Annotated in this window: 23 protein-coding genes; 13 read left to right on the forward strand and 10 right to left on the reverse strand. The window is 65.5% G+C overall.

What is annotated here, in order from left to right; genetic code table 11:
• Positions 1-226 precede the first annotated feature (226 nt).
• Positions 227-1,726: an MFS transporter gene (locus tag NS6_RS11105; RefSeq protein ID WP_068040262.1), complete on the forward strand. Its 1,500-nt coding sequence runs from the start codon at positions 227-229 to the stop codon at positions 1,724-1,726.
• Positions 1,727-1,770: 44 nt separating this feature from the next.
• Here NS6_RS11105 and NS6_RS35430 read toward each other — a convergent pair whose 3' ends face one another.
• Positions 1,771-2,382 carry a TetR/AcrR family transcriptional regulator gene (locus tag NS6_RS35430; RefSeq protein WP_068040264.1) on the reverse strand — a complete coding sequence of 204 codons (612 nt, stop codon included), beginning with the start codon at positions 2,380-2,382 and terminating at the stop codon, positions 1,771-1,773.
• Between the two features lie 113 nt (positions 2,383-2,495).
• Here NS6_RS35430 and NS6_RS11115 point away from each other — a divergent pair, with 113 nt between their 5' ends.
• The 4 genes from NS6_RS11115 to NS6_RS11130 all read left to right on the forward strand — a co-directional run bounded on the left by NS6_RS11115 (position 2,496) and on the right by NS6_RS11130 (position 6,398).
• Positions 2,496-3,311: a TauD/TfdA dioxygenase family protein gene (locus NS6_RS11115; protein WP_068040265.1), complete on the forward strand. Its 816-nt coding sequence runs from the start codon at positions 2,496-2,498 to the stop codon at positions 3,309-3,311.
• Positions 3,312-3,422: 111 nt separating this feature from the next.
• Positions 3,423-5,657 carry an arylsulfatase gene (locus NS6_RS11120; RefSeq protein WP_084470934.1) on the forward strand — a complete coding sequence of 745 codons (2,235 nt, stop codon included), beginning with the start codon at positions 3,423-3,425 and terminating at the stop codon, positions 5,655-5,657.
• A gap of 49 nt (positions 5,658-5,706) precedes the next feature.
• Positions 5,707-6,072, forward strand: coding sequence for a YidH family protein (locus NS6_RS11125; protein ID WP_068040270.1), 366 nt, complete (start codon positions 5,707-5,709; stop codon positions 6,070-6,072).
• On the forward strand, positions 6,069-6,398 hold the full coding sequence (locus NS6_RS11130; protein ID WP_068040272.1) for a DUF202 domain-containing protein: 330 nt from the start codon (positions 6,069-6,071) through the stop codon (positions 6,396-6,398). The genes NS6_RS11125 and NS6_RS11130 overlap by 4 nt, the downstream gene beginning before the upstream one ends.
• 66 nt (positions 6,399-6,464) lie before the next feature.
• Here the strand turns inward: NS6_RS11130 and NS6_RS11135 are convergent, their stop codons facing one another.
• Positions 6,465-8,717: an arylsulfatase gene (locus tag NS6_RS11135; RefSeq protein ID WP_068040275.1), complete on the reverse strand. Its 2,253-nt coding sequence runs from the start codon at positions 8,715-8,717 to the stop codon at positions 6,465-6,467.
• A 491-nt stretch (positions 8,718-9,208) separates the two neighbouring features.
• On the opposite strand from NS6_RS11135, the gene NS6_RS36215 reads away from it, so the two are divergent.
• The 4 genes from NS6_RS36215 (at position 9,209) to NS6_RS11155 (ending at position 13,197) form a co-directional block, all read left to right on the forward strand.
• Complete coding sequence (locus NS6_RS36215) at positions 9,209-9,343, forward strand: hypothetical protein (RefSeq protein WP_281211408.1); 135 nt, start codon at positions 9,209-9,211, stop codon at positions 9,341-9,343.
• On the forward strand, positions 9,340-9,768 hold the full coding sequence (locus tag NS6_RS11145; RefSeq protein WP_068040279.1) for a GlcG/HbpS family heme-binding protein: 429 nt from the start codon (positions 9,340-9,342) through the stop codon (positions 9,766-9,768). Before NS6_RS36215 ends, NS6_RS11145 begins: the two co-directional genes overlap by 4 nt.
• 64 nt (positions 9,769-9,832) lie before the next feature.
• Positions 9,833-11,584: a thiamine pyrophosphate-requiring protein gene (locus tag NS6_RS11150; protein ID WP_084470936.1), complete on the forward strand. Its 1,752-nt coding sequence runs from the start codon at positions 9,833-9,835 to the stop codon at positions 11,582-11,584.
• 23 nt (positions 11,585-11,607) lie between these two features.
• Complete coding sequence (locus NS6_RS11155) at positions 11,608-13,197, forward strand: ABC transporter substrate-binding protein (RefSeq protein ID WP_068040282.1); 1,590 nt, start codon at positions 11,608-11,610, stop codon at positions 13,195-13,197.
• Between the two features lie 341 nt (positions 13,198-13,538).
• Here NS6_RS11155 and NS6_RS11160 read toward each other — a convergent pair whose 3' ends face one another.
• The 3 genes from NS6_RS11160 to NS6_RS11170 form a co-directional block, all read right to left on the reverse strand.
• On the reverse strand, positions 13,539-14,762 hold the full coding sequence (locus NS6_RS11160; RefSeq protein ID WP_068040284.1) for a DegT/DnrJ/EryC1/StrS family aminotransferase: 1,224 nt from the start codon (positions 14,760-14,762) through the stop codon (positions 13,539-13,541).
• A gap of 34 nt (positions 14,763-14,796) precedes the next feature.
• Positions 14,797-15,597 carry a mycofactocin-coupled SDR family oxidoreductase gene (locus tag NS6_RS11165; protein ID WP_068040286.1) on the reverse strand — a complete coding sequence of 267 codons (801 nt, stop codon included), beginning with the start codon at positions 15,595-15,597 and terminating at the stop codon, positions 14,797-14,799.
• Between the two features lie 120 nt (positions 15,598-15,717).
• A complete protein-coding gene (locus NS6_RS11170; RefSeq protein ID WP_245669250.1) occupies positions 15,718-16,224 on the reverse strand; it encodes a VOC family protein in 507 nt (168 codons plus the stop codon).
• A gap of 110 nt (positions 16,225-16,334) precedes the next feature.
• Here NS6_RS11170 and NS6_RS11175 point away from each other — a divergent pair, with 110 nt between their 5' ends.
• On the forward strand, positions 16,335-16,973 hold the full coding sequence (locus NS6_RS11175; protein ID WP_068040289.1) for a TetR/AcrR family transcriptional regulator: 639 nt from the start codon (positions 16,335-16,337) through the stop codon (positions 16,971-16,973).
• Between the two features lie 47 nt (positions 16,974-17,020).
• On the opposite strand, the gene NS6_RS11180 is transcribed toward NS6_RS11175, so the two are convergent.
• Genes NS6_RS11180 through NS6_RS11200 form a run of 5 tightly spaced genes read right to left on the reverse strand, consistent with a single transcriptional unit; the run spans position 17,021 to position 21,538 of the window.
• Positions 17,021-17,623 carry a nuclear transport factor 2 family protein gene (locus tag NS6_RS11180; protein WP_068040290.1) on the reverse strand — a complete coding sequence of 201 codons (603 nt, stop codon included), beginning with the start codon at positions 17,621-17,623 and terminating at the stop codon, positions 17,021-17,023.
• Positions 17,620-19,116, reverse strand: coding sequence for an FAD-dependent oxidoreductase (locus NS6_RS11185; protein ID WP_068040292.1), 1,497 nt, complete (start codon positions 19,114-19,116; stop codon positions 17,620-17,622). The genes NS6_RS11180 and NS6_RS11185 overlap by 4 nt, the downstream gene beginning before the upstream one ends.
• Positions 19,113-19,490, reverse strand: coding sequence for an EthD domain-containing protein (locus NS6_RS11190; RefSeq protein WP_068040294.1), 378 nt, complete (start codon positions 19,488-19,490; stop codon positions 19,113-19,115). The genes NS6_RS11185 and NS6_RS11190 overlap by 4 nt, the downstream gene beginning before the upstream one ends.
• 6 nt (positions 19,491-19,496) lie before the next feature.
• Positions 19,497-20,798 carry an alkyl sulfatase dimerization domain-containing protein gene (locus NS6_RS11195; protein ID WP_157112691.1) on the reverse strand — a complete coding sequence of 434 codons (1,302 nt, stop codon included), beginning with the start codon at positions 20,796-20,798 and terminating at the stop codon, positions 19,497-19,499.
• Between the two features lie 5 nt (positions 20,799-20,803).
• A complete protein-coding gene (locus NS6_RS11200) occupies positions 20,804-21,538 on the reverse strand; it encodes an SDR family NAD(P)-dependent oxidoreductase (protein ID WP_068040295.1) in 735 nt (244 codons plus the stop codon).
• A gap of 105 nt (positions 21,539-21,643) precedes the next feature.
• Here NS6_RS11200 and NS6_RS11205 point away from each other — a divergent pair, with 105 nt between their 5' ends.
• The 3 genes from NS6_RS11205 to NS6_RS11215 are packed head-to-tail and all read left to right on the forward strand — an operon-like array spanning position 21,644 to position 23,908.
• On the forward strand, positions 21,644-22,270 hold the full coding sequence (locus tag NS6_RS11205) for a TetR/AcrR family transcriptional regulator (protein ID WP_168443412.1): 627 nt from the start codon (positions 21,644-21,646) through the stop codon (positions 22,268-22,270).
• Positions 22,257-22,661 (forward strand): nuclear transport factor 2 family protein, encoded by a 405-nt coding sequence (locus NS6_RS11210; RefSeq protein ID WP_068040299.1) that lies wholly within the window; start codon positions 22,257-22,259, stop codon positions 22,659-22,661. Before NS6_RS11205 ends, NS6_RS11210 begins: the two co-directional genes overlap by 14 nt.
• Positions 22,658-23,908 carry a sulfotransferase family protein gene (locus NS6_RS11215; protein WP_068040301.1) on the forward strand — a complete coding sequence of 417 codons (1,251 nt, stop codon included), beginning with the start codon at positions 22,658-22,660 and terminating at the stop codon, positions 23,906-23,908. Before NS6_RS11210 ends, NS6_RS11215 begins: the two co-directional genes overlap by 4 nt.
• The last annotated feature ends 10 nt before the right edge of the window (positions 23,909-23,918 follow it).

Genomic DNA, 23,918 nt, shown 5'->3' on the forward strand with positions numbered 1-23,918 from the left:
TCCCGGCCCGCACTACCGTATCGGGCCTATCTCGTTGAATGAGACACTCGGCCATATGTAACGACCAGGGCTGGGACAGTGACGCGCACCACATCAAGAAGTGGCCGGCTGGTCCATGGTTCACGGAGGAGTTCTCCACTCCCGGCGAGGTCTTCGGACCGATTTCCTCGCGGCACCTCCACAGATCAGGGATCGCCTCACCGCCCACAGAACGGAACCATGTGCCATGGTCGATTCCCTGCATTTTCCCGGGCCGGAAAAACCTGCGGACTCCGAATCGAGATCGAAGGGACAGTCGATTCTCATCGTCGCGCTGGTCGCGCTGATGACCGAGATCGTCGCCTTCGAATTCACGCTCGTCGCACCCGGGTTGCCCGAGATGGCAGCAGCCTTCAAAACGCAGCAGATCGCTCTGGTGATGACCACTCCACTGCTGGTCGCCGGCTGTTTCGTTCCTATTCTGGGCAAGCTTGCCGACGTGCACGGCAAGAAAAAAGTACTGCTCTGCAATAGTGCCGCCTTTCTGGCCGGCACGATGCTGTGCGCGATCGCACCGGTGTTCCCGCTGTTCCTGCTCGGCCGTGCCCTCCAGGGGTTCGGGCTGGTGGCCCCGGTCATCTGCTACGGGCTGGTCCGCGACCTGATCCCGTCCAAGTGGGTTCCCCTCGGCATCGGCGGTATCGGTGTCGGCATCGGGGCCTCGTCCCTGATCGGCCCCCTCCTCGGTGGGTGGCTCATCGACACGCACGGATTCCGGAGCAACTTCTGGGTTCTGTTCGTGTATTCGGCGGTAGTCGTCGCCGCTGTCGTCGCCTGTGTTCCGGAGACCACGGTGCGAATTGCTCATCGGATCGACTATCCGGGTGCTGCGCTTCTCGGATTCGGCGCCACCTCGTTGATCGTCGGGGCGGTCCGTCCGGACCTGCGCGTCTTCGGGTTCACGCTCGGAATCGTCCTGCTGATCGCCTTCGTTCTCGTCGAGCGGCGCATCGCACAGCCGCTGATCTCGATGAAACTCCTCGCCCGCCCCGGGGTGTGGATGACTCTGCTCGTTGCGGGCGCCTACGGAGTCTTGAACGGTACGAGCGCGGCCCTGCTGCCGCAGTTGCTCCGACTCCCGTCGATCCCCGGCAATGACGAATCCGGGCTCGGGATGACCGCCACCCAGTATTCGCTGTACTACGGGATGCCGGCCGGGCTGGTGGCTGCGTTCTGCGGAATCTTCGGCGGCTGGGCGGCTCGCAGGTTCGCGCCCCGGAGTGTGGGGTTGTTCGGTATGGCTGCCGCGGTGTGCGCGTCCTTGCTGATCGGTCTCGGCTTCGTCGGATCCTTCGGCATGGTCATCGTCTACGGTCTCGTGTTCGGCGTCGCCAACGGCTTGTACTACGTGAGTTCGACCAACCTGCTCATCGAGGCCGTGCCGGCGAACACCCAGGCCGTCAGCAGTTCGATGAAGTTCACCTCCGAACAGGTCGTCAGTGCGCTCGCAAGTGCCTACCTCGGTGTTCTCGTCGGTAGCTACATCCTGATGGTCAATCCGAAGACCGGGCAGCCGATTCCGTCCGAGCAAGGCTTCGAGTACGCCTACCTGATCTGCGGCGGCTTCGCCGCGCTCGCGTTCGTCGTCATGCTGATGATGCGCCACGGGCGTACGCCGGCCAGTGGTGGTGTCGCTTCCGGTCAGGGGGACGACACGTCGAGTCGTTCGGTACTGACGGCGCATTGACATCGTCGGTGATCGGGCACGGCATCATCGCGATGCGGCCACGGTCAGGGCGCCACAGTGGTCGGCGTGCGCACCAGCACGCCGACCGCCTCGGTCAAGCCGGCGACGGTCAGTTCGGCACCGGGACGGTCGGTGCCGCCGGTCTCCAGCCGGTACTCGAGGTCGGCCAGGGTCCGGATCGTCAGGACCTGGATCATCCGCAGGCGTTCTTCCCGCATGCCCGGATCCATGCCGGCCATCAGTTCCGACATCTGGCGCACAACGTCGCGTGAGCCGCTTCCGTGCCGGTCGTCGAAGGGTTCGAATTCGCGGCCGCGGCCCAGGTATCGGTCGAGGAAGCGGGCATAGTACGACGCTCCGCCGGCGGATATGACCGATCGGGCGAGCGGGAGGACGTAGGCGGCTGCCAGCGCGTCGACGTCCCGGTGGTCCAACTCGGCGAGCATTCGGTGCCGCTCGGCATTGAGCGGGACAAGCCGGAGATCGTAGAGTGCCTGGATCAGCGTGCTCTTGTCGCCGAAGTGATATTGCACGGCCGAGTTGTTCTTCTGCTGGGCGTGCTCGCCGATCTGGCGGAGCGAAACGTATTCGACGCCGCGCTCGGCGAACAGCCGTTCGGCGGCAAGCAAGATCTTGCGGCGGGCCTCGTCACTCACCCGGGCAATTGTGCCCGATGGCGAGGGGCCGGCCCCCCTGGCGGGTGTTGACGATTCGCCTAGTGCCCCATAGCGTGGTGATTAAGACAATGTGTCTTATCGAGGAGACTTCAATGACCCGGACGACTTTGACGGTGACACGTTCGACTCATGCACTCGGTGCGGAAGTGAGTGGGATCGACCTTTCCCGCCCGCTGGCACCAGAACTGGTGAAGGAAGTTCAGGACCTGTTCCACGACCACCAAGTTCTGTTCTTTCGCGACCAGCACATCGACGACGTGGCCCAGCGGGATTTCGCCGCGCATTTCGGACCGCTGCAGCATTTCGCCTTCCTGCCTCCGGTGTCGGCGGAGCTTCCCGAGGTGCATGCGATCGATATCGACCTGTCGAAGCCCAAGACCGCGAACGCCGATATCTGGCATTCCGACGCAACGTTTCTGAAGCACCCACCGCTCGGCTCGCTGTTGCGCGCCGTTCTGCTCCCTGACGTAGGAGGGGACACGTTGTGGGCGTCGACGTACGCCGCCTATGAGGCGCTCTCGTCGCGGGTTCAGCGGTTGATCGACGGCATGACGGCGGTCCACGATTCGTCGAACTCCGTTTCGCATGCCGGCAAGGCAGCGAACGCCGACTATAAGCCGGCCACACATCCTGTGGTGCGGACGCACCCGGTGACCGGCCGCAAGGTGCTGTTCGTCAACAAGACCTTCACCACGCGACTCGAAGGTCTCACCGAACGTGAGAACGACACTCTGCTGCCGATGCTCACCGACCACGTGCGCTCGCCCGATTTCCAGGTGCGCTTCCACTGGCAGCCGGGCTCGATCGCATTGTGGGACAACAGGTGCACCCAGCACTACGCGGTGGCCGACTACTCGGGCCGGCGCCGGATGCACCGTGTGGTCATCGACGGTGATGCGCCGGAATGACCGCGGGCGGCGCCCCGCCTCCCGGACCGCGTGTCTCGGTACGCGGGAAGACCGTGCGGCAGGCGCCGTCTCCTTCGCTAACGTCGCCGCACCACGGCCAGAGGAGGTTCGATGACTCGTTTCGGAACGACGGCGCCGAAGGGTGCACCGAATGTACTGCTCGTTCTCATAGACGATATGGGCTTCGGTGCCTCCTCGGCTTTCGGCGGGCCGGTCGATATGCCGACCGCCCAACGGCTGGCGGAGGGGGGACTACGGTTCAACAGGTTCCACACGACAGCACTGTGCTCACCGACCCGGGCGTCCCTGCTGACCGGCCGGAACCCGCACGCGGTGGGGTTCGGTACGGTCACGAATTTCGTCAGCTCCGATCCGGGATACAACTGCATCCGGCCCGACAGCGCAGCAACGATCGCGACAGTGCTGAAGGAGAACGGTTACAGCACAGCAGCATTCGGGAAATGGCATCAGACCCCCGGGATGGAGACCGGCCCGGCCGGGCCCTTCGACCGGTGGCCGACGGGCGAGGGATTCGAGCGCTTCTACGGATTCGTCGGTGGCTCGACGGACCAGTACTACCCGGCGTTGTACGACGGTGTGACTCCCGTCGAATGCCCGGCGACCCCCGAGGACGGCTACCACCTGTCGGAAGACCTTGCGGACAAGCTGATCGACTGGGTTGCCCACCAGCAGGCAGCCGCTCCGGGTAAGCCGTTCTTCGGCTACCTCGCGCTCGGCGCCACTCACTCACCGCTCCAGGTGCCGAAGCCGTGGCGGGACAAGTACGCCGGGCAGTTCGCGCACGGGTGGAACCGGCAGCGTGACCTCACGCTGCGGCGGCAGAAGCAGATGGGCGTAGTTCCGGACTCCGCCGAGATGACGTCGTGGCCCGCCATCGTGCCCGAATGGGACGCGATCGGCGACGACGACCGGCAGGCGGCGCAGCTGCTGATGGAACTCTATGCGGGCTTCGCCGAACATACCGATGCGCAGGTCGGCCGCGTGGTCGACGCTCTGTCCGACAGGGGCCTGCTGGACAACACCCTGGTCTGCTACATCCTCGGCGACAACGGCGCATCGGCGGAGGGCGGACTCCGGGGCACAGCCAACGAGGGCATCCTCTTCAACGGCCTGGCGGATGACGCTGCGCGGATCCTCGAGCGTGCCGAAGAACTGGGATCCCCGACAACGGCGCCGCAGTATCCGTTCGGGTGGGCCCTGGCGATGGACACCCCCTACCAGTGGGTGAAACAGATGGCATCGCACTACGGCGGCACGCGCAATCCGCTGATCATCCACTGGCCGAACGGTATCGACGTTCGTGGTGAGGTGCGGTCCCAGTGGCATTTCGTCTCCGATATCGCACCGACCATCCTCGAAAGCGCCGGAATAACACCGCCGGAGTTCGTGAACGGGGTCGAACAGCAGCCGGTGGACGGGGTATCGATGCGTTACACCTTCGGCGATGTGTCCGCACCGGACCGTCGGACGACCCAGTACTTCGAGGTGTTCGGAAACCGGGCGATCTATCACGAGGGATGGATCGCGTGTACCCCGCATCGCATCCCGATGCAGGCCCCGTCGGCGGACAAGCCCTTCGAGGACGACGTGTGGGAACTGTACGACACAACCGCGGACTGGACCGAGAATCACGACCTCGCGAAATCGCATCCCGGCACACTCGCCGAACTGCAGCGGGTGTTCCTTCGCGAAGCGGAGCGCAACCAGGTTCTGCTGGACAACAACAGGATGCAGCGTATGCGGGAGGGCGTGCCGACGCGCGATATCGCCCCCGTGGTGACCTATCCGGGAACGATGCCTGCGCTGTTGCCCGATGCCGCGGTGAAGGTGTTGAACCGCTCCCATGCCGTCTCCGTGCGGCTGACCCTCGATGCCGAGGGTTGCACCGGCTCCCTCGTCGCGCAGGGCGCCCGGGCCGACGGTGGCTGGTCCCTCTATCTCCGGGAAGGCCGGGTGGCATACTGCCACAACGTTGCCGACCTGCACGTGTGGCATATCCGCAGCGATGTGCTGTTGACGACGGGTGCGCACGTGGTGCGCATGGAATCGGACTACGACGGCGGCGGACTCGGTAAGGGCGCCGCCATCCGCCTGTTCGTGGACGACGAGCAGGTAGGCGGCGGGCGGATAGGGAACTCGACCGCCCATTACCTCGGTGGGACGGGGCTCTTCACGGTGGGATATTGCCACGGCCTCCCGATCACCGGCGATTACGCGCCGGCCGACCGCATCGCGGGCACCGTGCACTCGGTTCGTGTGGAACTCGGCGACGGTTCGTCCCCCGCTTCGATGGACGTGGGCCGGGCCGCGCTGGCGAGCCAGTGAATGCCGTCGGTTGCGGCCGCCGGCACCCGGATGCCGGAAGATTCTGCTCATGACGTTGCGTGACTGGCGCCCGAAACAATTCAAGGTCGGCGAGGATCCGGATCCCCGGTTCACCCTGGCCAACGAGCGGACGTTCCTCGCGTGGGCCCGCACGGCCCTCGGCCTGGTCGCCGCGGCGGTCGGTCTCGAGGCGTTCGGAACGGATGTGGTCGGGCCCGTGGTCCGGACTGTGCTTGTGCTCGGATTGCTGGTCGGTGCCGCTGTTGTGGGCATTTTCGCCTTCACCCGCTGGCTCTCGGTCGAGGGCGCCCTGCGTACGGGGCGGAGCCTGCCGGTTCCCGCGATCAGTTGGCTGCTCGTCGGGCTGGTCGTCGGCGCCGCGCTGGTTCTCGGTGTTGTCGTGGTAGTGCGATGAGTGTGTCGCAGCATTGCCCGGACCCCGGATTGCAGCCGGAGCGGACAACGCTGGCGTGGGTACGTACCGCAGCGAGTCTCGCGGGAGTCGCGCTGTTGTTCCTTCGGCACGGCCTCGAGTCGAACGCGGCGCATGCCGTGGTGGGTCTGGCCGGGCTCGGATTCGCAGTTGTCGTCATTGCGCGCTCGGCCCGGCGACACGACCGCGCCGTTGCCTCGTTCTCGGCTGGGCGCACCGTTCCGCTCCTGAGGCACGGTGCGGCGCTGACCGGACTGACGGTCGCCATGGCGCTCACTACGGGCATTACCGTCATATGGGGCGGGTGAACCCTCCGCACCACCTCCGGCACGGAGAGTTCACCTGCCCGGTTCATCGTGTGGCAGGCAGGTAATTCAGCTGAATTCCAGTGTTACGGAGTTCAATGTATCGGGAAATGCGAACGGGACTCGATAGTCCTCGGATACCGGTGAACCGGTATCCTGCCCGACGTTCAGGCCCTCGATGTAGTTGACGCGCCACGGAGCTGTGTGGTCGATGTTCCCGTTTCCCACGGGTATTCCATCGCACAGCAGGGTGACCGTCGCACCGCTACCACGATCGGCGTCGTGCAGCTCGAGTCCGGCCGAGATGATGTGTTTGCCCGCAGCGACAGCCGAATCCGAGACGACGACGTAACGTTCCCGGCCCAGCAGATTGTAGTGGTAGACGATCCGGCCGTCGAGAAAGTAGAGGGCGTGTCCGCCGAACCGCCCGCCCTGGGACAGCAGAATACCGTTCGTGCGGCCGGAATCGACCACTACATCCGCGGTAATCGTGAACGATCTGTTGGTGATGTCGGGGGCGGCGCCGGGCGGCACCCGTGTGGTTCCCGGATAGTAGGTGAATATCGTGCGCCCCTCGGTGGGATTGGGCTTGGGCGGCCCCGGACGCGATGCCTTGCCGGAAATGATCGGGAGAACGTGATTGTCTTCGGCTTCGGCCCAGAACAGGTCGACGAGCGAACGCAGCCGGTCCGGATGCATTGCTGCCAGATCACGGGACTGGCTGTAGTCCTCGGCTACGTGATACAGCTCCCACTGCCGGTCGTCGATGGATGGTATGTCGGCCGAATACTCCCAGGGCATCTCCGTCGGTGTGGTCGCGGCAACCCAACCGTCGTGGTAGATCGCGAGATTGCCCATGAGTTCGAAGTATTGGGTCGTCCGGGTCGACGGTTGCTCGGGGCCGTCGAACGTGTAGGTCATGGGCACACCGTCCATCGGCACCTGTGGCACACCCCGAACGACGGCGGGCGCATCGATTCCGATGACATCGAGAATGGTCGGCACGATATCGATCACGTGATGGAACTGAGTGCGCACGCCGCCGGCATCGGCGATCCGGGCGGGCAGCGAGAGGGCCATTCCGTTGCGAGTGCCGCCGAAATGGGATGCCACCATTTTGAACCACTGGAAGGGTGAGTCGGTGGCGTGCGCCCAACCCGCCGGAAAGTGGTTGTAGTGCAATGGACCACCGAGCTCGTCCAGATGCTCGAGCAGGGTCTCGATACTGTCTTCCATCCGGTTGACGTAGGTCATCTCATTGAGCAGGCCGTTGGCGCCGCCCTCCGGGCTTGCCCCGTTATCGCCCTGGATGTAGATCACGAGCGTGTTGTCCAGTTCACCGATCCGCTCCAGCTCGTCCAGGACGCGGCCGATCTGAGCGTCGGCGTAGGCGAGCGAGGCGGCATACACTTCCATCATGCGCGTCGCCACGGTCTTGTGATCGGCGGACAGCGAGTCCCAGGCCGGGATCTGAGCGGGCCGCTCGGTGAGCCGGGTGCCTGCGGGCACCACGCCGAGATCCTTCTGGCGTGACAGTGTTTCCTCTCGTACGGCGTCCCACCCGCGGTCGAAACGGCCGGAGAACCGGGAGATCCACTCCGGCGGGGCATGGTGCGGTGCATGGCAGGCAGCGGTGGCGTACTGGAGGAAGAACGGTGTGGCGGGCGCTACCGATTTCAGCCGACGGATCCAGGCGATCGCCTTGTCCGCGAGATCCTTCTCGATGTGATAGGACGGGTCGTCGGTGGGCGGTTCGACGGTAGTGGTGTTCAGGTGCAGCGCAGGTGCCCAATTGTTGGTACTGCCCCCGAGGAAGCCGTAGAAGTGCTCGAAACCCATATTCGTGGGCCAATGGTCGAACGGGCCTGCCGGACCGGTCTCGTACACGGGAACGTTGTGGTACTTGCCGAAATGCGCGGTGCTGTAGCCGTTCGAGCGGAGGATCTCGGCGATCGTAGCGGCGCTGTCGGGTATCACACTGGTGTATCCGTCATAGGCGAGTGCCATCTCGGTCACCCGCCCGGCACCGACGCGGTGGTGATTGCGACCGGTCATCAGAGCAGCGCGGGTGGGCGAGCACATGGCAGTGGTGTGGAATTGTGTGTAGCGCAGTCCACGGTCGGCAAGGGCATCGAGGGTCGGCGTGGGGACCGGACCACCGAAAGTGCTACTGGCCCCGTAGCCCACGTCGTCGGTCATGATCACCACGACATTGGGTGCCTCCGCGGGCGCGGCCGGTAACGCCGGCCACTCCGGTGCATCGCTGTTGCCGGGCTCGCGGCGGGTCACCCCGGTTCGCGCCGACGATGATGATGCGGTCATAGCGTTGTCCTCCTGGAGTCGGGTCGGGCCAGGCAGCGAGCCCGATCTCCTGCCGTCGATTCGTGATCGGCCCCGAGGCAAACCACACCGTCGAGGTTCACCCGGACAATCAAGCATTTCGTGCGTCGCATGCGACTCGGCGACTCATTCAGTGAGAACGGCTGAGGTCGGTTCTCCCGCCGGTATCGCGTACGGGGCCGCGCGCGAGTGCAAGGGGTGCCTGCGGCGACTCGGCACCGATCACATCGTCTGATCGAATCCCGCCGGTTGCCGGTCGGCGGATACCGATCGTGTCGCGGCAGATCTCGGTACCGTCCGTTTCGTCGGGTGCTTGCTCGGCGTCGACACCCGGCGCGCTCACCGGCCGAGAATATTTCGAGGCCGAGCGTAGTGCCGACCGAGTAACCCTTCTGTGTCCCAGCGCACGAGAACTCCCCGGTGTAGCTGTTCGCCTGCTCAGTACTCTGCGCGGGCTGAAGAGAGGAATAGCCATGCCGCAGAAGAGTATCGAGACCCTGGATGCGCCGGGGGCACAACCGGAGAACGACCTGCCGGATACGCGACAGATGATCGAGGAGATTCACGGTATCGCCGGCGCCGGCCTGCTGCTCAGGAACAGTGCATGAGTATCGGCCTGGACGCTGCGCGCACCATCATTGCCGGTGTCCGTGAAGCCGGCGCGAACCAGGGTCTCCAGCCGCTGACCGTGGTCGTCCTCGACGCCGGCGGCCATGTGCTCGCGGTCGAGCGCGAGGACGGATCGTCCAACAAGCGGTTCGAGATCGCATTCGGCAAGGCACACGGCGCGCTCTCGTTGGGCCGCGGTTCACGTGCCTTGATGGCGCGCGCCGAGCAGCAGCCCTTCTTCATCGCCTCGGTCACTGCCGCGATCGGAGGAGCGCTCGTGCCCGTTCCCGGTGGCGTGCTCATCCGTGGTACCGACGGCGCGGTGCTCGGCGCGGTCGGGGTGACCGGTGACACGTCGGACAACGACGAGATCGCTGCGGTCGCCGGGATCGAGCAGGCGGGGCTGGCCGCACAGGTGGATTGAGGGCCGCGTGTTCCCGCTCACCGAGATGGTCCCGGGACCGGCCGGGAGTCTCGCTACTTTCCCTATGACGGCGGTCCGCCGAGCGGATCGACGTCGGCGATATCCACGGGCGAGCACGCGCACCGAATCCGGAGAGCAGGGATCAATGAAACTGGGTACTGCGATCGCCGAGATCCTCGCCGCCGAAGGCATCGAGATCGTCAGTGGTTACCCGCTGAACTACCTCTTCGAATACGCGGCAGATGCCGATATCCGGCCGGTGATCACTCGTGCGGAACGCACCGGCGGACATATCGCCGATGCGATCTCGAGAGTGACCAGCGGCAAACAGATCGGTGTGTATGCCACCCAGCACGGTCCGGGCATCGAGAACGGTATGGGTGCTGTGGCGCAAGCCTTCGGTGAATCGGTTCCACTGCTGGTGCTGCCCATGGGCTACCGGCGGGACGAGGCCCATATCGCGCCGAACTTCAACTCCACGATCTCACTGCGCTCGATCGCCAAGTCGGTCGAGCCCCTCAACGACGCCAACCAGGTCGCCGCGGTATTCCGCCGCGCATTCAGCCGTCTGCGCAACGGGCGTGGTGGCCCGGTAGTGGTGGAGATCCCGCGGGATATGTGGTTCGCCGACGTCACTGTGCCGCTGGACTACCGGCCGGTGATCAGCACCCGGTCCGGACCCGACCCCGCCGACGTACGCCGGGCCGCGGAGATGCTGGTGGCAGCACAGCGGCCGGTGATCTACGCAGGACAGGGCGTGCACTACGCCGAGGCTTGGCCGCAACTGAAGCGGCTCGCCGAGAAGCTGGCCATCCCGGTCACCACGAGTCTGCAGGGCAAGAGCGCGTTCCCCGAGGACCACCCGCTCTCGCTGGGCTCGTGCGGTCGCGCGATTCCGCGTACCGTGCACCACTTCCTGGCTGAGTCCGACCTGATCTTCGGCGTCGGTTGCAGCTTCACGCCGTCCGACTTCGCCACCGCGATGCCAGAAGGCAAGACCGTGATCCATGCAACGGTGGACCCCGGGCACCTCGATACGGTCGTGCAAGCAGACGTCGGACTGGTCGGCGACGCGGCGCTGACACTCGATGCCCTCCTGACCGTGCTGGACGAGCTCGTCGACACCGACCGCGACCGGACCGCGGTGGCGGCCGAGATCGAGCAGGTGCATGACGACTGGCTCGCCGAGTGGCTGCCGCTGCTGACCTCGGACGAGAACCCTATCTCGGCGTACCGGGTGATCTGGGAGCTGATCGCGGCAACCGATGCCGCGAACACGATCATCACCCACGACGCCGGCTCGCCGCGTGATCAGCTCTCGCCGTTCTGGAAGTGCACGGAGCCGCTGACCTACCTCGGTTGGGGCAAGACCACCCAGCTCGGCTACGGCCTCGGACTGGTGATGGGAGCCAAGCTGATCCATCCCGAGAAACTGTGCGTCAATCTCTGGGGGGATGCGGCGATCGGGTTCACCGGGATCGAGTTGGAAACCTGTGTGCGCGAGCAGATCCCGGTGCTCTCGATCCTGTTCAACAACTCGTACATGGCGATGGAGACCAACGCCATGGGCCTTTCCCAGTCCAAATACCACACGATGGAAATCTCCGGCGACTACACGGCGATGGCGCAGGCGCTCGGTCTGTATGCGGAGAAGGTGACCGATCCCGCCGATATCGCCGGCGCGATCCGCCGGGGGATCGCGCAGACCGAGGCCGGACGGCCGGTGCTGCTCGAGTTCATCACCTCGCGGGAGCTGCGCATCTCCACCCACGGTGGTGACACCTACATGTCCCCGGTTCCGGACAACTTCCGGTGACCGAAATACGAAGGAGTAGCCCCTTGTCACGTCAACTCGGCCGGCGGAAGGGCACGGGCCGGCGCACGGCTCTCGGCGCGCTCCTTGCTGTCGGCGCCCTCGTGCTCAGTGCCTGCGGATCCGGCCCGAACTCCGGCGGCAACGGCGCGCCCGACCCGAACGCTACGCTACGGCTCACCTATGCAGGGGTCACAACCCTCGACCCGGCGCAGACCCCGGGCTCGACCGCGGTGCTGTCCAATACCTGGCCCGTCTACGACCGGCTGCTCCAGATCTCCGAGGACGGGCAGTATCTCCCGATGCTGGCCACGAAATGGACCTTCTCCGAGGACGGCAAAACCTTGCGGCTGGACCTGCGCCCCGGCGTCGAGTTCTCCGACGGCACACCATTTACCGCCGCGACGGTCGTGGCGAACATCGAGCGGTACCGGAAGGCTCCGGTGAGCAAGGAACTGACCGCGACGATCAACAGTGTCACGGTGGTCGACGAGCACACCGTCGACCTGCAATTGGCCGCCGCCAGTCGTGCGGTGATGGGCGCGCTGTCCGCGGCGGCACCCGGCATCATGATCAGTGAGAAGGCGCTCGACAACCCTGATTTGGCGACTCACCCGGTCGGCACCGGCGCCTGGGAGATCGACAGCTTCCGGCCCAACGAGCGGGTGACCTACAAACTGCGGACCGACAAAGACGGAATCTGGGATCCGAATACCGGCAAGATCGCCAGAGTCGACATCGCGGTGCGGGCGACGGATGCCGCCTATTCCGCGATTCGTAGCGGCCAGGTCGACGTAGTGCTGTCCAACGGCGATGTCAGTGCACTGCAGTCGGGTATCGACCAGGGCACCCTCGCGATGCGACCGTTGAAGAACGCCTCGACGACCGCCGCCCTCCACCTCAACCACACGGTCGAGCCGTTCGACGACCTCCGGGTACGGCAGGCAGTCAACTACGCGATCGACCGCAGATCATTGGTCGAAGCACTGGTGCCGACCACTACCGCACGGGTGCAGCCGTTTGCGTCGGTGATCAACGGCTTCGACGAGTCCTTGGAGTCGACCTACCCCTACGATCCGGCGAAGGCCCAGCAGTTGCTGGCCGCCGCAGGCCATCCGGACGGGGTGGATGCCGGCACCTTCTACGTTGCCAACTGGGAGCCGTTCCCGCAGGCAGCTCAGATCGTCCAAGCCGACCTGGCGAAAGCCGGGATCAGGATCCAGTTGGAGTTGATGGATATCCGGCAGCTCTCCGCCGGCGGCTATTCCAAGAGCAATCGGCCGGGTGCGCTCATGTGGATGTCCTACCCCGGGCTCGAGCCGGGCGTGGACCTGAACTGGTTCCTGACGAACCCGACGACGATGCCAGGTGGGGTGCCGGCCGATATCGCCGCCAAGATTGCCGCGATCGACGATTCGACCGCGACGGACCAGCAGCGGGCCTCCCGCGCGAAAGAGGTCGTCGAGTGGGCCACCGACAATGCGATGTATGCGCCGATCTGGCAGGGCGTCCCCGGCTGGGTGATGACCAACAAGGTGCACGGCGTCGAAGCCGGTAAGGCATTCCTCGCGCCACTGGGCGGGCAGGACTTCCGCTACGCCTGGATGAGCAAGTAGGTCGCGCGCCCTTATCCGGCCGGATCGAACCGGAGGTAGCCTGCCTCGGTGCCGACAAAACCGTCGTCGAGGTCACCTGCCCAGCTGCGGAGGCGGCGGTGAGGGCGAGTTCGTCGACGCCGTCACCGCCGCCCGCGGGTCCGTACACATCGGCGGTATCGAACTACCACACACCCGCGTCGAGCGTGGCGCCGACGGTGCGCCGGCCTCGCTCGACGTCGTAGCCGGGCACCTGTGTCGGAGTCATCGCGCCGAAGCCGATCGCAGAAACGAATAGATCACCGATTCTGCGCTGTGGTATCGCCGCCGGCTTCCTTCGCCCGCGGATGCCCGACGGGCCCTCACGACTGGGGTTGTGCGTACCGGGAGGCGAATGCGTGGATGCTCGCGACGACGTGGTCGATTTCTTCGTCGGACATGCCGTGGCTCATCCCCAAGCTCATACTGCGCTCGAATACCTCGTCCGCGTGCGGCAGGCCGCCGACGGGGACACGGTGTTCGACCCCGCGCATCATCGGGTGACGGGTGACGTTGCCGCTCCACACCGTGCGGGTATCGATTTCGGCGTTCTCGAGCGATTCCTGCAGGTCCGAGCGAGTGAATCCGGCATCCTCGCGGACGGTGACCGGATAGCACAGCCACGCGGTGTGGAAACCCTCGAGCTGCCGGGGAAGGCGGAACAGAGTCGGGTACGCCCCGAATGCACCGTTGAACGCGTCCAGGATCTGCGCGCGGCGCTTGTAGTTGGCCTCGAGTTTGCCGAGTTGGACCAGGCCGAACGCCGCCCCGAGTTCGGACGGCTCGAAGTTCCAGGGCAGCACATCGAAGATGAAATCGTTGTCGTAGGGCACCCCGTCGAGGTCTTCCCGGAACACCCGGCCGGTGCGTGCCTTCTCGGAGCCGAACAAGTGCGGCTCCGACCGGCGGCCCCAGCGCCGCAGCATCAGCCCCTTGTCGCGAACCGCCTCGTCATCGACGCACACCATGCCTCCGTTGCCGGCACAGGTGATGATGTGGGACATCGCGAAGCTGGTGACCGTGATGTCGGAACGGCTACCGGTTTTGGTGCCGCGCAGGGTCGTCCCGATGCAATCGCAGGAATCTTCGATCACGAACAGATTGTGCCGGTCGGCGACCTCGCGAACCGCATCCCAGTCCGGGGCGTTACCGGCGAGGTTCGGTAGCAGGATCGCCCGGGTCTTGTCGGTGACGAGTTCTTCGATCTTCGAGGCGTCCGCGTTGAAGGTGTCGCGCTCGACGTCGACGAACACCGGTACCCAGCCACCTCGCACGATCGGCCCGATATCGGTGGAGAACGTCAGGGGAGAGGTGATCACCTCGGCGCCCTTGGGCAGGTCGAGCAGTTCCAGCGCAAGGTACAGCGCCGAAGATCCGGAGTTGCACATCAGGCCGAGTTTCTTGCCGTACAGGCCGGCGACCTGCCGTTCCATCTCGGCGACGTTCTTGCCGATCTTCATCGCATAGGGGCCGCCGCGCAGTACCTCCAGGCACGCGTTGATCTCGGCCTCGTCGTGAACGCTACGTGCGTAGGTAACCCTTGTCATCAGAACTCCTTCGATGGTCGGATATCGCTGTGGCTCAGCGGATGGTCGAGCCGGCGTCCACCGGCATCGCGATGCCGGTGATGTACCGGGCTTCGTCGGAGGCAAGGAACAGCAATGCCCGGGTCACATCGATCGCGTCGATGCGTTCCACCGGCAGCGTGTTCTTGAAAATCGGTGCCAGATCGGGGCGTTGTTCCAGTAGCGCCGGCAGGATCTCGGAATGTCCCTGTGCGGTATCGACGCCCGTGGGGTTGATCATGTTGACCCGGATGGCCCGGTCCGCCAGTTCGAGCGCCAGCGTTCGGGTAACTCCGGTCAATGCGTGCTTGGACGCGACGTACGGCAGGTAGAAGGGCAGTCCGACGGTGCTCGCCGTCGAGCCCGTGATCACGATTGCGCCCCCGCCGGTGGCCGCCAGGTGCGGAATCGCCGCGGCGCAGGTGTTCCACACTCCGGTCAGGTTGGTGTCGAGCGTGTGCTGCCACACCTGCTCGGTGACGTCCTCGTGCGGCTGGACCGTGCAGATCGACGCATTCGCCGCGACGATATCCAGGCGGCCGAGACGTTCGACTCCTCGATCCACCACCTGAAGTACGTCTTCGCGGCTACGCACGTCGACCCGCGATGTGTAGACACGCCGACCGTGCGCCTCGACGAGACGGGCGGTTTCTGCAAGGCCGTCGGAGGTTCCCATCGCGTACGGGACGAAATCCAACTGGCGGCACAGATCCACCGCGATCACATCGGCGCCTTCGGCGGCGAGCTGCACCGCATGGCTGCGCCCCTGTCCCTGGGACGCGCCCGTGACCAGAGCGACTTTGCCCTCGAATCTCACTGGAATCCTCCCGTATCTCTGCCTGGAAAATATGTCTCGATGAATTGAGAAAATACATCTTGAACGTTCATTACATGTCTACGCCGATGGTGGTTCGTGCCCGGGTGAACCGCCAGGGATTCAAGGCTTCGGCCGTTCGGGCTGTGCAGCATTCGCGCGGGCAGCGAGGGCGTTGCGGGTAGTGGTGTCCAGCAGTTCGATCGTGATTCCGAACGGGCCGTGATGGTAGGCGGTACCGCTGGGACACGAGCCGTCGCGCAGCCCGCCGACCCACAGTGGCGCGCCCCGGCGTTCGAGTTCGCGCGATGCTTCGGCGAGGTCGTCGACGACGAACCCGAGATGGTGCACCCCGTGGGAACGGTGCCAGACATCGGATCCGGGCACTGTACGCAGCAGTTCCAGGTGGGGAGGACCCTCGACGGATATGCCCAGACGCTGGACAGTCGACTGCTCCACGCCGTCGACGCGGCACGTGTACGTGGACTCGTCCAACAGGGTAATGGGAATGCCGAAGACTTCTTCGGCTCGGCGGGCAGCGCTGTCCGGGTCGTCGACGACGATACCCAGGTGATGCAGCCGGCCGAGTTTCATGATGCCGTCGAACGCTGGGGTAGCACATGGAATCACCTGTGTAATGATCGTTCAATACATCGGCGGATGTCAATGGAATGATGCGTTTACGGTTCGTTCGGGATTTGGATTGACAATGGTGAATATCCTCGTATACGGTCCCCGAAATGACGGTTCGACAAGGTGCGCCTACAACGTTCGCGTCAGGGTCTGCATCGGACGGGCGCAGGGATGCGATCCTGGCTGCCGCAGCGTCCCTGTTCGCCACCGAGGGCATCGCGGGTTCTTCGATGCGGGAAATAGGAGAAGCCGTCGGGATCAATCCGGGCGCCATCTACCACCATTTCCGGTCGAAGCGGGCGTTGGTGAGTGAACTGATCACCGGTCACTTGGCAGAGTTGGTCGAGGCTTACCGTGCGCGGGATCTCGAGAACTTGGACCCGCAGTCCCGTCTGCGTGCGATTGTCGAAGTGTCACTGCAGGTCGGAGCGGCGCACCCGGACGCGACCAAGGTCTACCAGAGTCAGTTCTCCCTCTACCGCGATGATCGGGATTTCGTCGCGGCGCGCGAGCTCTCGGATACGGCCCAGGGGATCTGGCTCGACGCGATCGAGGCGGGAAAGAGCGCCGGAGTGTTCCGTAAGGACGTCCCTACCAAGGTGTTCCACCGGTTCATCCGGGATGCCGTCTGGCTGAGCGTGTACTGGCATCGTCCCGAAGACCCCTACACCATTGACCACCTCGCGAATGACTGCCTCGCCGTCTTCTTCGACGGGATGGTGGTTGCCGCCGGCCGGGTGGGGTGAGCAGGCCGGATGATTCGGCAATCGACACCGGACTCCGGCCGGCCGCTTCACCGGCGACCGGGCCCGCGGCCGCCCACGGGCTGCTCACCACCCCGGTCCGCCAGAAAACGGGCGCGGATCGCCTCGGCGACATCGAGGGTCACGAAGGGAGGCGGTGCCGCACTGGGCAGATCGAATTCGAGGGCGGAGAGCCGGGCATTCTCGGCTGGGTCCGGTTGCCCCGCGGCAGCAATGAGCCGATCCGAGCGTGCGAACGTGCTGACGTGGCGATGTTTGATGAGCCACTGTTCGCGCTCGCGGGTGAAAAGGTCCAGATACCAGCCGCTGGACCGGGCTTCGATGATGCCGGTCGCTTCGGGCGTCGCAATATCGACATGGACGACCGCGATATGCGGTGTTTCGACGAAGGCTCGATCGCCGTCGAACCGGATGGCGCTCTCGGAGAGCACATGATGAGACCGGAAGGTCTGGCGGACCCGCCAGGTGGCGAATTCGTGGGCATTTCCGTTGAAGATGCGATGAACTTCGTAGGCATCCGGGTGGTAGCAGCCCCGGATCAACTCGACGTCCAGCCGATCGACCCCTCGTACGTAACGGGCCAGGACATCACGGATCTCACAACGTGCTGGGCAATCGGTGGAGAGGGTCATCGAGAAGCTCCCGTAGTCGAAGCTGTTGCAGCGTGCCGGCCGGCGATACGTCCGAAGGCGAGTGCATCGCCGATGTGCATGCCACCGTCCTTGCACCAGCTGTAGGTCGAGCTGACGCTGCCCGCGGCGTACAGACTGCCGAGGGTCGCACCGAACGGATCGAGCACCCGGCAGTGCTCGTCGCGCCGCGGTCCACCGTTGCTCCAGGCGACCATCGGTGCCGAGGTGAAGGCGTAGTACGGCCCGTCCCCGAGGGCGTCCAACGTATCCGCGCGCCGCCCGAACTGCTCGTCCTCGCCTGCCGCGCATGCCGCGTTGTAGCGCGCGACGCTGCGGATCAAGTTCGCCGGGTCGACGTCGAGCTCGGCGGCGAGTTCTTCGAGCGTGCCGGCCTTGCGGAGCCAGCCCTTCTCGACCTCGGCGCTGTTGTCGGGACTCCACTGGTAACCCTCGATCAGCACGTTCCAGCCGACGGCGAGCATATCGCCGTTCGGCGAGATCGGGCCGGACAGCCGGGTCGCCTCGTCGAACACGGCATGGAGGCGCCGTACCGGCACATGCTCGTAGCTACCGTGGATCAGGGCGTTCCCGTGTCCGGTGCGCGGCAGCTCGTCGACGCATCGCTTACCGTCGGAGTCGATATAGATGAAGCCCTTACGGTAGGAGAACCGGGCGTAGAAGCCACTCTCGTAGCCGGGCACCGCGAATCCCTCGATGCTCATCATGTTGTCCATATGCCACAGGTCGGCGCCGGCCTTCTGGGCCATCCGATGCCCGTCACCGGTGTTGTACGGCGAACCCCAGGTCAGGGTCTGTGGGAAGCGCAGATAGTCGCGCACCATATCGGCGTTCGCCTCGAACCCGCCGGTGGCCAGGATGACACCGCGACGGGCGCGCACACGGAGGGTAGCGCCGTCGACGGCTTCGGCCTCGACTCCGAGTACCGTGCCGGAAAAGTCCTGGACGAGTGAACGGGCCGGGGTGGAATACCGGACCTCGATGCGGCGGGACGCGAGCGTGGAGTGCAGGGCGTGGAGCAGCCGGGCGCTTCCGAGCTTCCCGTCGACGGCGATCTGGCCACCGTAGACATCGCTGCCGTCGAGCTCGGGGAACTCGGCCGGCATCCCGGGACCCGTGCCGCCGATCGCGCCGCCGACCGCAGCGGTGGTGGCTCCGAGCGTTTTCTCCACCCATTCGGTGTTGCGTGCGGTTTCGTGCGCCCATGCCTGCACCACCGGTTGCGGGAGTGGGAATCCGCCCGCGAGGCTGTTCAGGTAGACCGCGGCGCGCTCGGGGGCGAGGTTGTCGAACCATGCCCCACCGGATACGCGAGTGTTGCCTCCCGCGAACTCCGGCGCAAGCTTCTCGAGAACGAGGACCTGTGCCCCCGCATCGTGCGCTTCGATCGCCGCCGCGCACCCGGCCGCCCCCATACCGAGGACGACGACGTCGGCCTCGAGGTCCCAATCCGCCGGCAAGCCGGATCCGCTCATGACGACCCACTTCCTCGGGACACCCGGACCCCGGCGTCGCTGACCAGCAGAATCCGGTTCGCCTCGCGGTTCATGAAGGCACCTTCGTCGGTGGCGATGGCCACACGCAGCGAGGGATCGCGTTCGGCCATCGCGAACATCTCCTGCATGGCTGCGTCGTCCGGGAAGACGATCTCGGTGACCACGGCAATACCGGCGGTGTCCGCCCCGGAATCCCCTCCGATATCCGGGTCGATGTAGTTGCGGGTGTAGCTCGCGAACAGGTGACCGAAATGCGAGGCGGCGAATGGTGCGTGGTGGTTCTCGTAGTAGTCGCGGAACTCGGTGGTGGACAGTCCGTCCTTACGGTGGAACAGTCCGATCAGTTTGGCCATGGCCGATCAGTCCTCCTGTGCCACGATGGCTTCGGTCAGGCTGCGGAGTCGGTGTTCGAGCCAGCCGGAGAGCCAGAAGTTCGCTTCGACGGCCGGGTCCTCGAGCAGTCTGCGGTGCGAGTCGAATAGCCGCCGATTCGCCCCGGGATGATCGGGTGTGTGGGCGAGAACGGCCTCGGCAAGTGCGATGGCCTCGGCGTGCCTGCCCGCTTCGGCCCGTGTACGGGAAAGCGCGAGAACACTGTCCACGCCGCCGGCCTCGACGAGGTCGGCGAGCACCTGGTGCGGGCCGATCGCCAGGAGTTCGGAGGTCCGCTCGTGGTGGAACCAGCCCAGGTAGGTCTCCCAGATCGTTCGCACGCCCCATGCGACTCGTCCGTATCCCTGGCCGACGCGCAACTCCGGCGGCAGTGTGATCTCACGAACCAGGGTGTCCAGGCCGGCGCCGGTGTTGATCCCGTGCAAGGTCTGGTCGCGGACATAACTGACGGCGTCGTACATCCGTTGCAGGCAGGCGTCGATCAGGCCGGCTCCGCTGATCGGGTCGCCGCGGCCGGTGACGAGCATCTCGGGTCGCAGCTCGCGGAGCCGGCGGATCGTGGCGAGGTAGGGCTCGACCTGGCGGTACTCGTGACCGCGGATCGTGTTCAGGTTGGGGAAATGGCAGAACAACGGGCCGAGCAGGTTGCTGATCAGCGCGATCCGGTGCTGGGGGAGCCAGACCATCGCGCCGTCGGTGGTCTCGCCGGTGCCGTGCCACAGTTCGATATCCAGCCCGCCGAGGGTGAAGGACATCCTGTCGTCGAAGGTCAGGTCGGGTACCGGGGTATCTTGCTGGATGGTCAGATCGGGTCGTTCGGCGGCGAACCGCTCGATTTGCGCCGTCGCGGTCAGGTCGAACCAGGCCGCGTTCCACTGACGCATCCGCCCTCGGATCCGGGCATCCTGGCCCTGGGTGAACTGGTTGCGCTCCTGGGCGATGTAGACGGTTCCGGCCTCCCGGAAGGTGGCCACCCCGCCGACGTGGTCGGTATGGCCCTGAGTCGTGATGACGTACGGTGTCGGGCCCGGACAGACCTTGTCGAAGAGGTAGCGGTGGTGCACCGACTCGTAGCCGATGCCGGTGTTGACGATGATCCGCCCGGCATCGGTGAGCAGCATGTAGGCGTAGGACGAGCCGCTGGACCGGTAGAGGAAGTCGGTCAGCGCCACGGCTTCGTCGTCGTAGACGAACTCGAGCAGTACCTTCCCCGGGCGTTCGTCGATCAATCTGTCTACCTGGTCGGCCATTTCGGTGTAACCGGTCATCACTGTCACCCCTGGATCAGGTAGCCGCCGTCGACGGCGATGGTCTGTCCGGTCAGGAAACGGGCGGCGTCACTGGCGAGGAACAACACCACCGGTGCGATGTCCTCGGGTGTGCCGACCCGGCGCATCGGCGTACGGGCGATGGTGGGACCGACGGCCGCGTCGTCGGCGACCATCCCTGCGGTCATGTTCGTCTCGGTCAGGCCGGGCGCTACCGCGTTGACCCGGATCGAGTCGCGCGCCCAGGCGAGTGCGAGGGACATGGTGAGCTGGACAACGCCGGCCTTGGCGGCCCCGTAGGCGGGAACGACCTCCACTGCCTGGTAGCTGGTCATCGAGGCCATGTTCACCACAGACCCGCCGCCGTCGTCGGCGAGTAGCTTGCGGCAGGCGCTCGCGAGCCGGAACGCCGATGACAGGTTGATCCGCACGGTTCGGTCGAAGATCTCCGGGTCCCACTCGTTGTTGCGGGCGAGGTTCTGCCCGGCGTTGTTGACCAGCACGTCGAGGCGGTCCAGGCCGAGGGCCAGGGCCTCGATCTGTCCGGAATCGGCCATCTCGCACTGCACGTAGCGGAAGTCGGTCAGGTCGGTGTCGTAATCCTGTGCCGCGGCGCGGCGGCCGGTGACGGTGACCTCGGCGCCGGCCTCGCGAAAGCTGCGTGCCGTGGCCAGGCCGATCCCGCTGGAGCCGCCGGTGACCAGTACGTGCCGACCGTGAAAATCGAAGGAGAAGTTCATATTACGTCTCGTTCTCTGCTCGGATGCGATGAACGTAACACGGCGGTTTTGAACTTTGTTCAAAACCGCTGAACTTTGTTCAAAGACCGGGTTACCCTGTGCCCTGTGACAAGACAGCAGGCTGAGGTGGGCAGCGAGGACCGGCTCCGGCTCATCCTCGACACCGCAACCGAACTGCTCGCGGAGGGCGGCTATGCCGCGCTCTCGATCCGCGGACTCGCAGCCCGGGCGGGGATCAGCCAGGGACTGCTCTACTACTACTTCGCCGATAAGCACGCCGTGTTCGCTGCCCTCATGCGGGACCACCAGGCCGCGCTCGTCGACCTCCTCGACAACCATCCACGGACAGCGGGGGTGCGCGCGCTGCTCCACGCGATCGTCCCGCCGACCCGACTGCAGTGGCTGCGGGTGGGGCGCGTCGTCGGAGTGTGGCGGGCCGAGCGTCCCGGCATCTCGGCGAAGGCCCAGGAGCGGCAGGTCGCTGCGGCCCGCGCGCAGTTCGAGGCACTCGAGCGGGCACTGCGGGAATGCGCGGCAGCACAGGGCCGCAGACTGCGCCCGGAACCGGAGATCGTGCCGTTCGTCTGGTCCTCGCTGATGGGGATCGCCGATCTGCATGCCCAGGGGTGGGTCACGAGCATCGACGAAGACCGCCTCACCGATATCGCGATCACCGCGGTCGTGGACCACATTCTCGAACCAGAGCAAGGAGCAGCCGATGCCCACTCGTGAACAGATCTGCCGCCTGTGCGACGACTACATCGCCGCCCTCAACAAACGTGACCCTGATGCGGTGATCGCCTACTTCGCGCAGAACGCCGTCCAAGAGGAACCTGTCGGCACGCCCCCCAACGTCGGGCGGGAGGCGATCCGTGCCTTCTTCGACGCCCATCGTGAGGCTCCGATCACTGTGACTCGTTTCGGCCCGGTCGATGTCGTCGGCAACCGCGCCGCCTTCCAGGCCCATATCGCGATGGACACCCCGGACGGGCCGTTCGCGATGACCACGACCGATGTGCTGACCATCGACGACGACTGCCTGATCAGTGAGATCCTCGCCTTTCCGGACCGTCGCGCCGATCCGCAGGATGCGCCGGGCGCACGGCTGGTGACGGACCGGTGAAACTGCGCATCGAGGACCTGCGCGAGCCGGTGCTCACCGACGTACAACGGACGGCTTTGGCGTACGCAGAACAGCATCCGGCCGACCTCACCACCGAAGCGGTGCTGACGCGAGCTCGGGAAATCACCGGGCTCGACGACTTCGGCGCCGCCGGCTTCCGTGAGCGGATGCAGGTCTGGCTCGACGAGATCCGGACCGACCCGAACCGGACTGCCCTCGCCGGCACGGTGATGTTCGACCTCTGCGTCAAACATGCCGCCAACCGGTTGCGGATCGAGGCACTGCTGGCCCGCCATCCGGAGATCCACGACCAGGAGATCGTCGCGCCGCTGTTCGTCACCGGGCTGCCGCGCAGCGGCACCACGCATCTGGTCAACCTGCTCGCCGCCGACACCGGATTCCGGTCGTTGCCGCTGTGGGAGGCCGATCAGCCCGTCCCCGACAAGGGCGAGGCGCCCGGCCGGGACGGGGTCGATCCGCGGTTCGTCCGCTGTGCCCGTGCCTGGGACCGAATGCGCGCGGGCAACCCCTACCTGGCGGCCTGGCACACCATGGCGCCCGACTCGATCCACGAGGATATCGAGTTGTGGGCCAACGACTTTGCCGGTTACAACCCCGAGTGGATCTTCCAGATGATGCCTGTGTGGCAGGCGCACTACCTGGCCCACGACCAGACCCCACACTACGAATACCTCCGCACAGTGCTGAAGATCTTGCAGTGGTACCGCCCGGGCGAGCGCTGGCTGCTCAAGTGCCCGCAGCATCTGGAAAACCTGCGGCCACTGACCACCGTGTTCCCGGACGCGACGGTGGTGATGACCCAGCGTGACCCCGTCGGGGTGGTGCAGTCGGCAGCGACCTTGCGTGCCTACGGTGCCCGGACGATGTATCACCGCTTCGACGTCGAGGAGATCCTCGACTACTGGGCCGCCTTGGTCGAACGGCTGCTCCGCTCAGCGCAGCGTGACCGGCGGCTGGTTCCCGAGGGGCGAGTGCTCGACGTGCCGTTCCACGACTACATGGCCGATACGATGGGCACCGCCGAGCAGGTCTACGAGCATGCCGGAATGGAGCTGACGGCGGTGGCACGCGCGCAGATCGCGGCGTATGTCGAGGCGCACCCGCGTGATGAGCACGGGGCGATGAGCTATGACCTGCGTGCCGACTTCGGGATCAGTCCCGAGGCGCTGCGCCGGCGCTACACCTTCCACCTCGACCGTCATCCGATGCCGGTCGAGGTGCGCTGAATACGGCGGC

Source organism: Nocardia speluncae NBRC 108251, assembly GCF_001613245.1.
Taxonomy (GTDB): Bacteria; Actinomycetota; Actinomycetes; order Mycobacteriales; family Mycobacteriaceae; genus Nocardia; species Nocardia speluncae.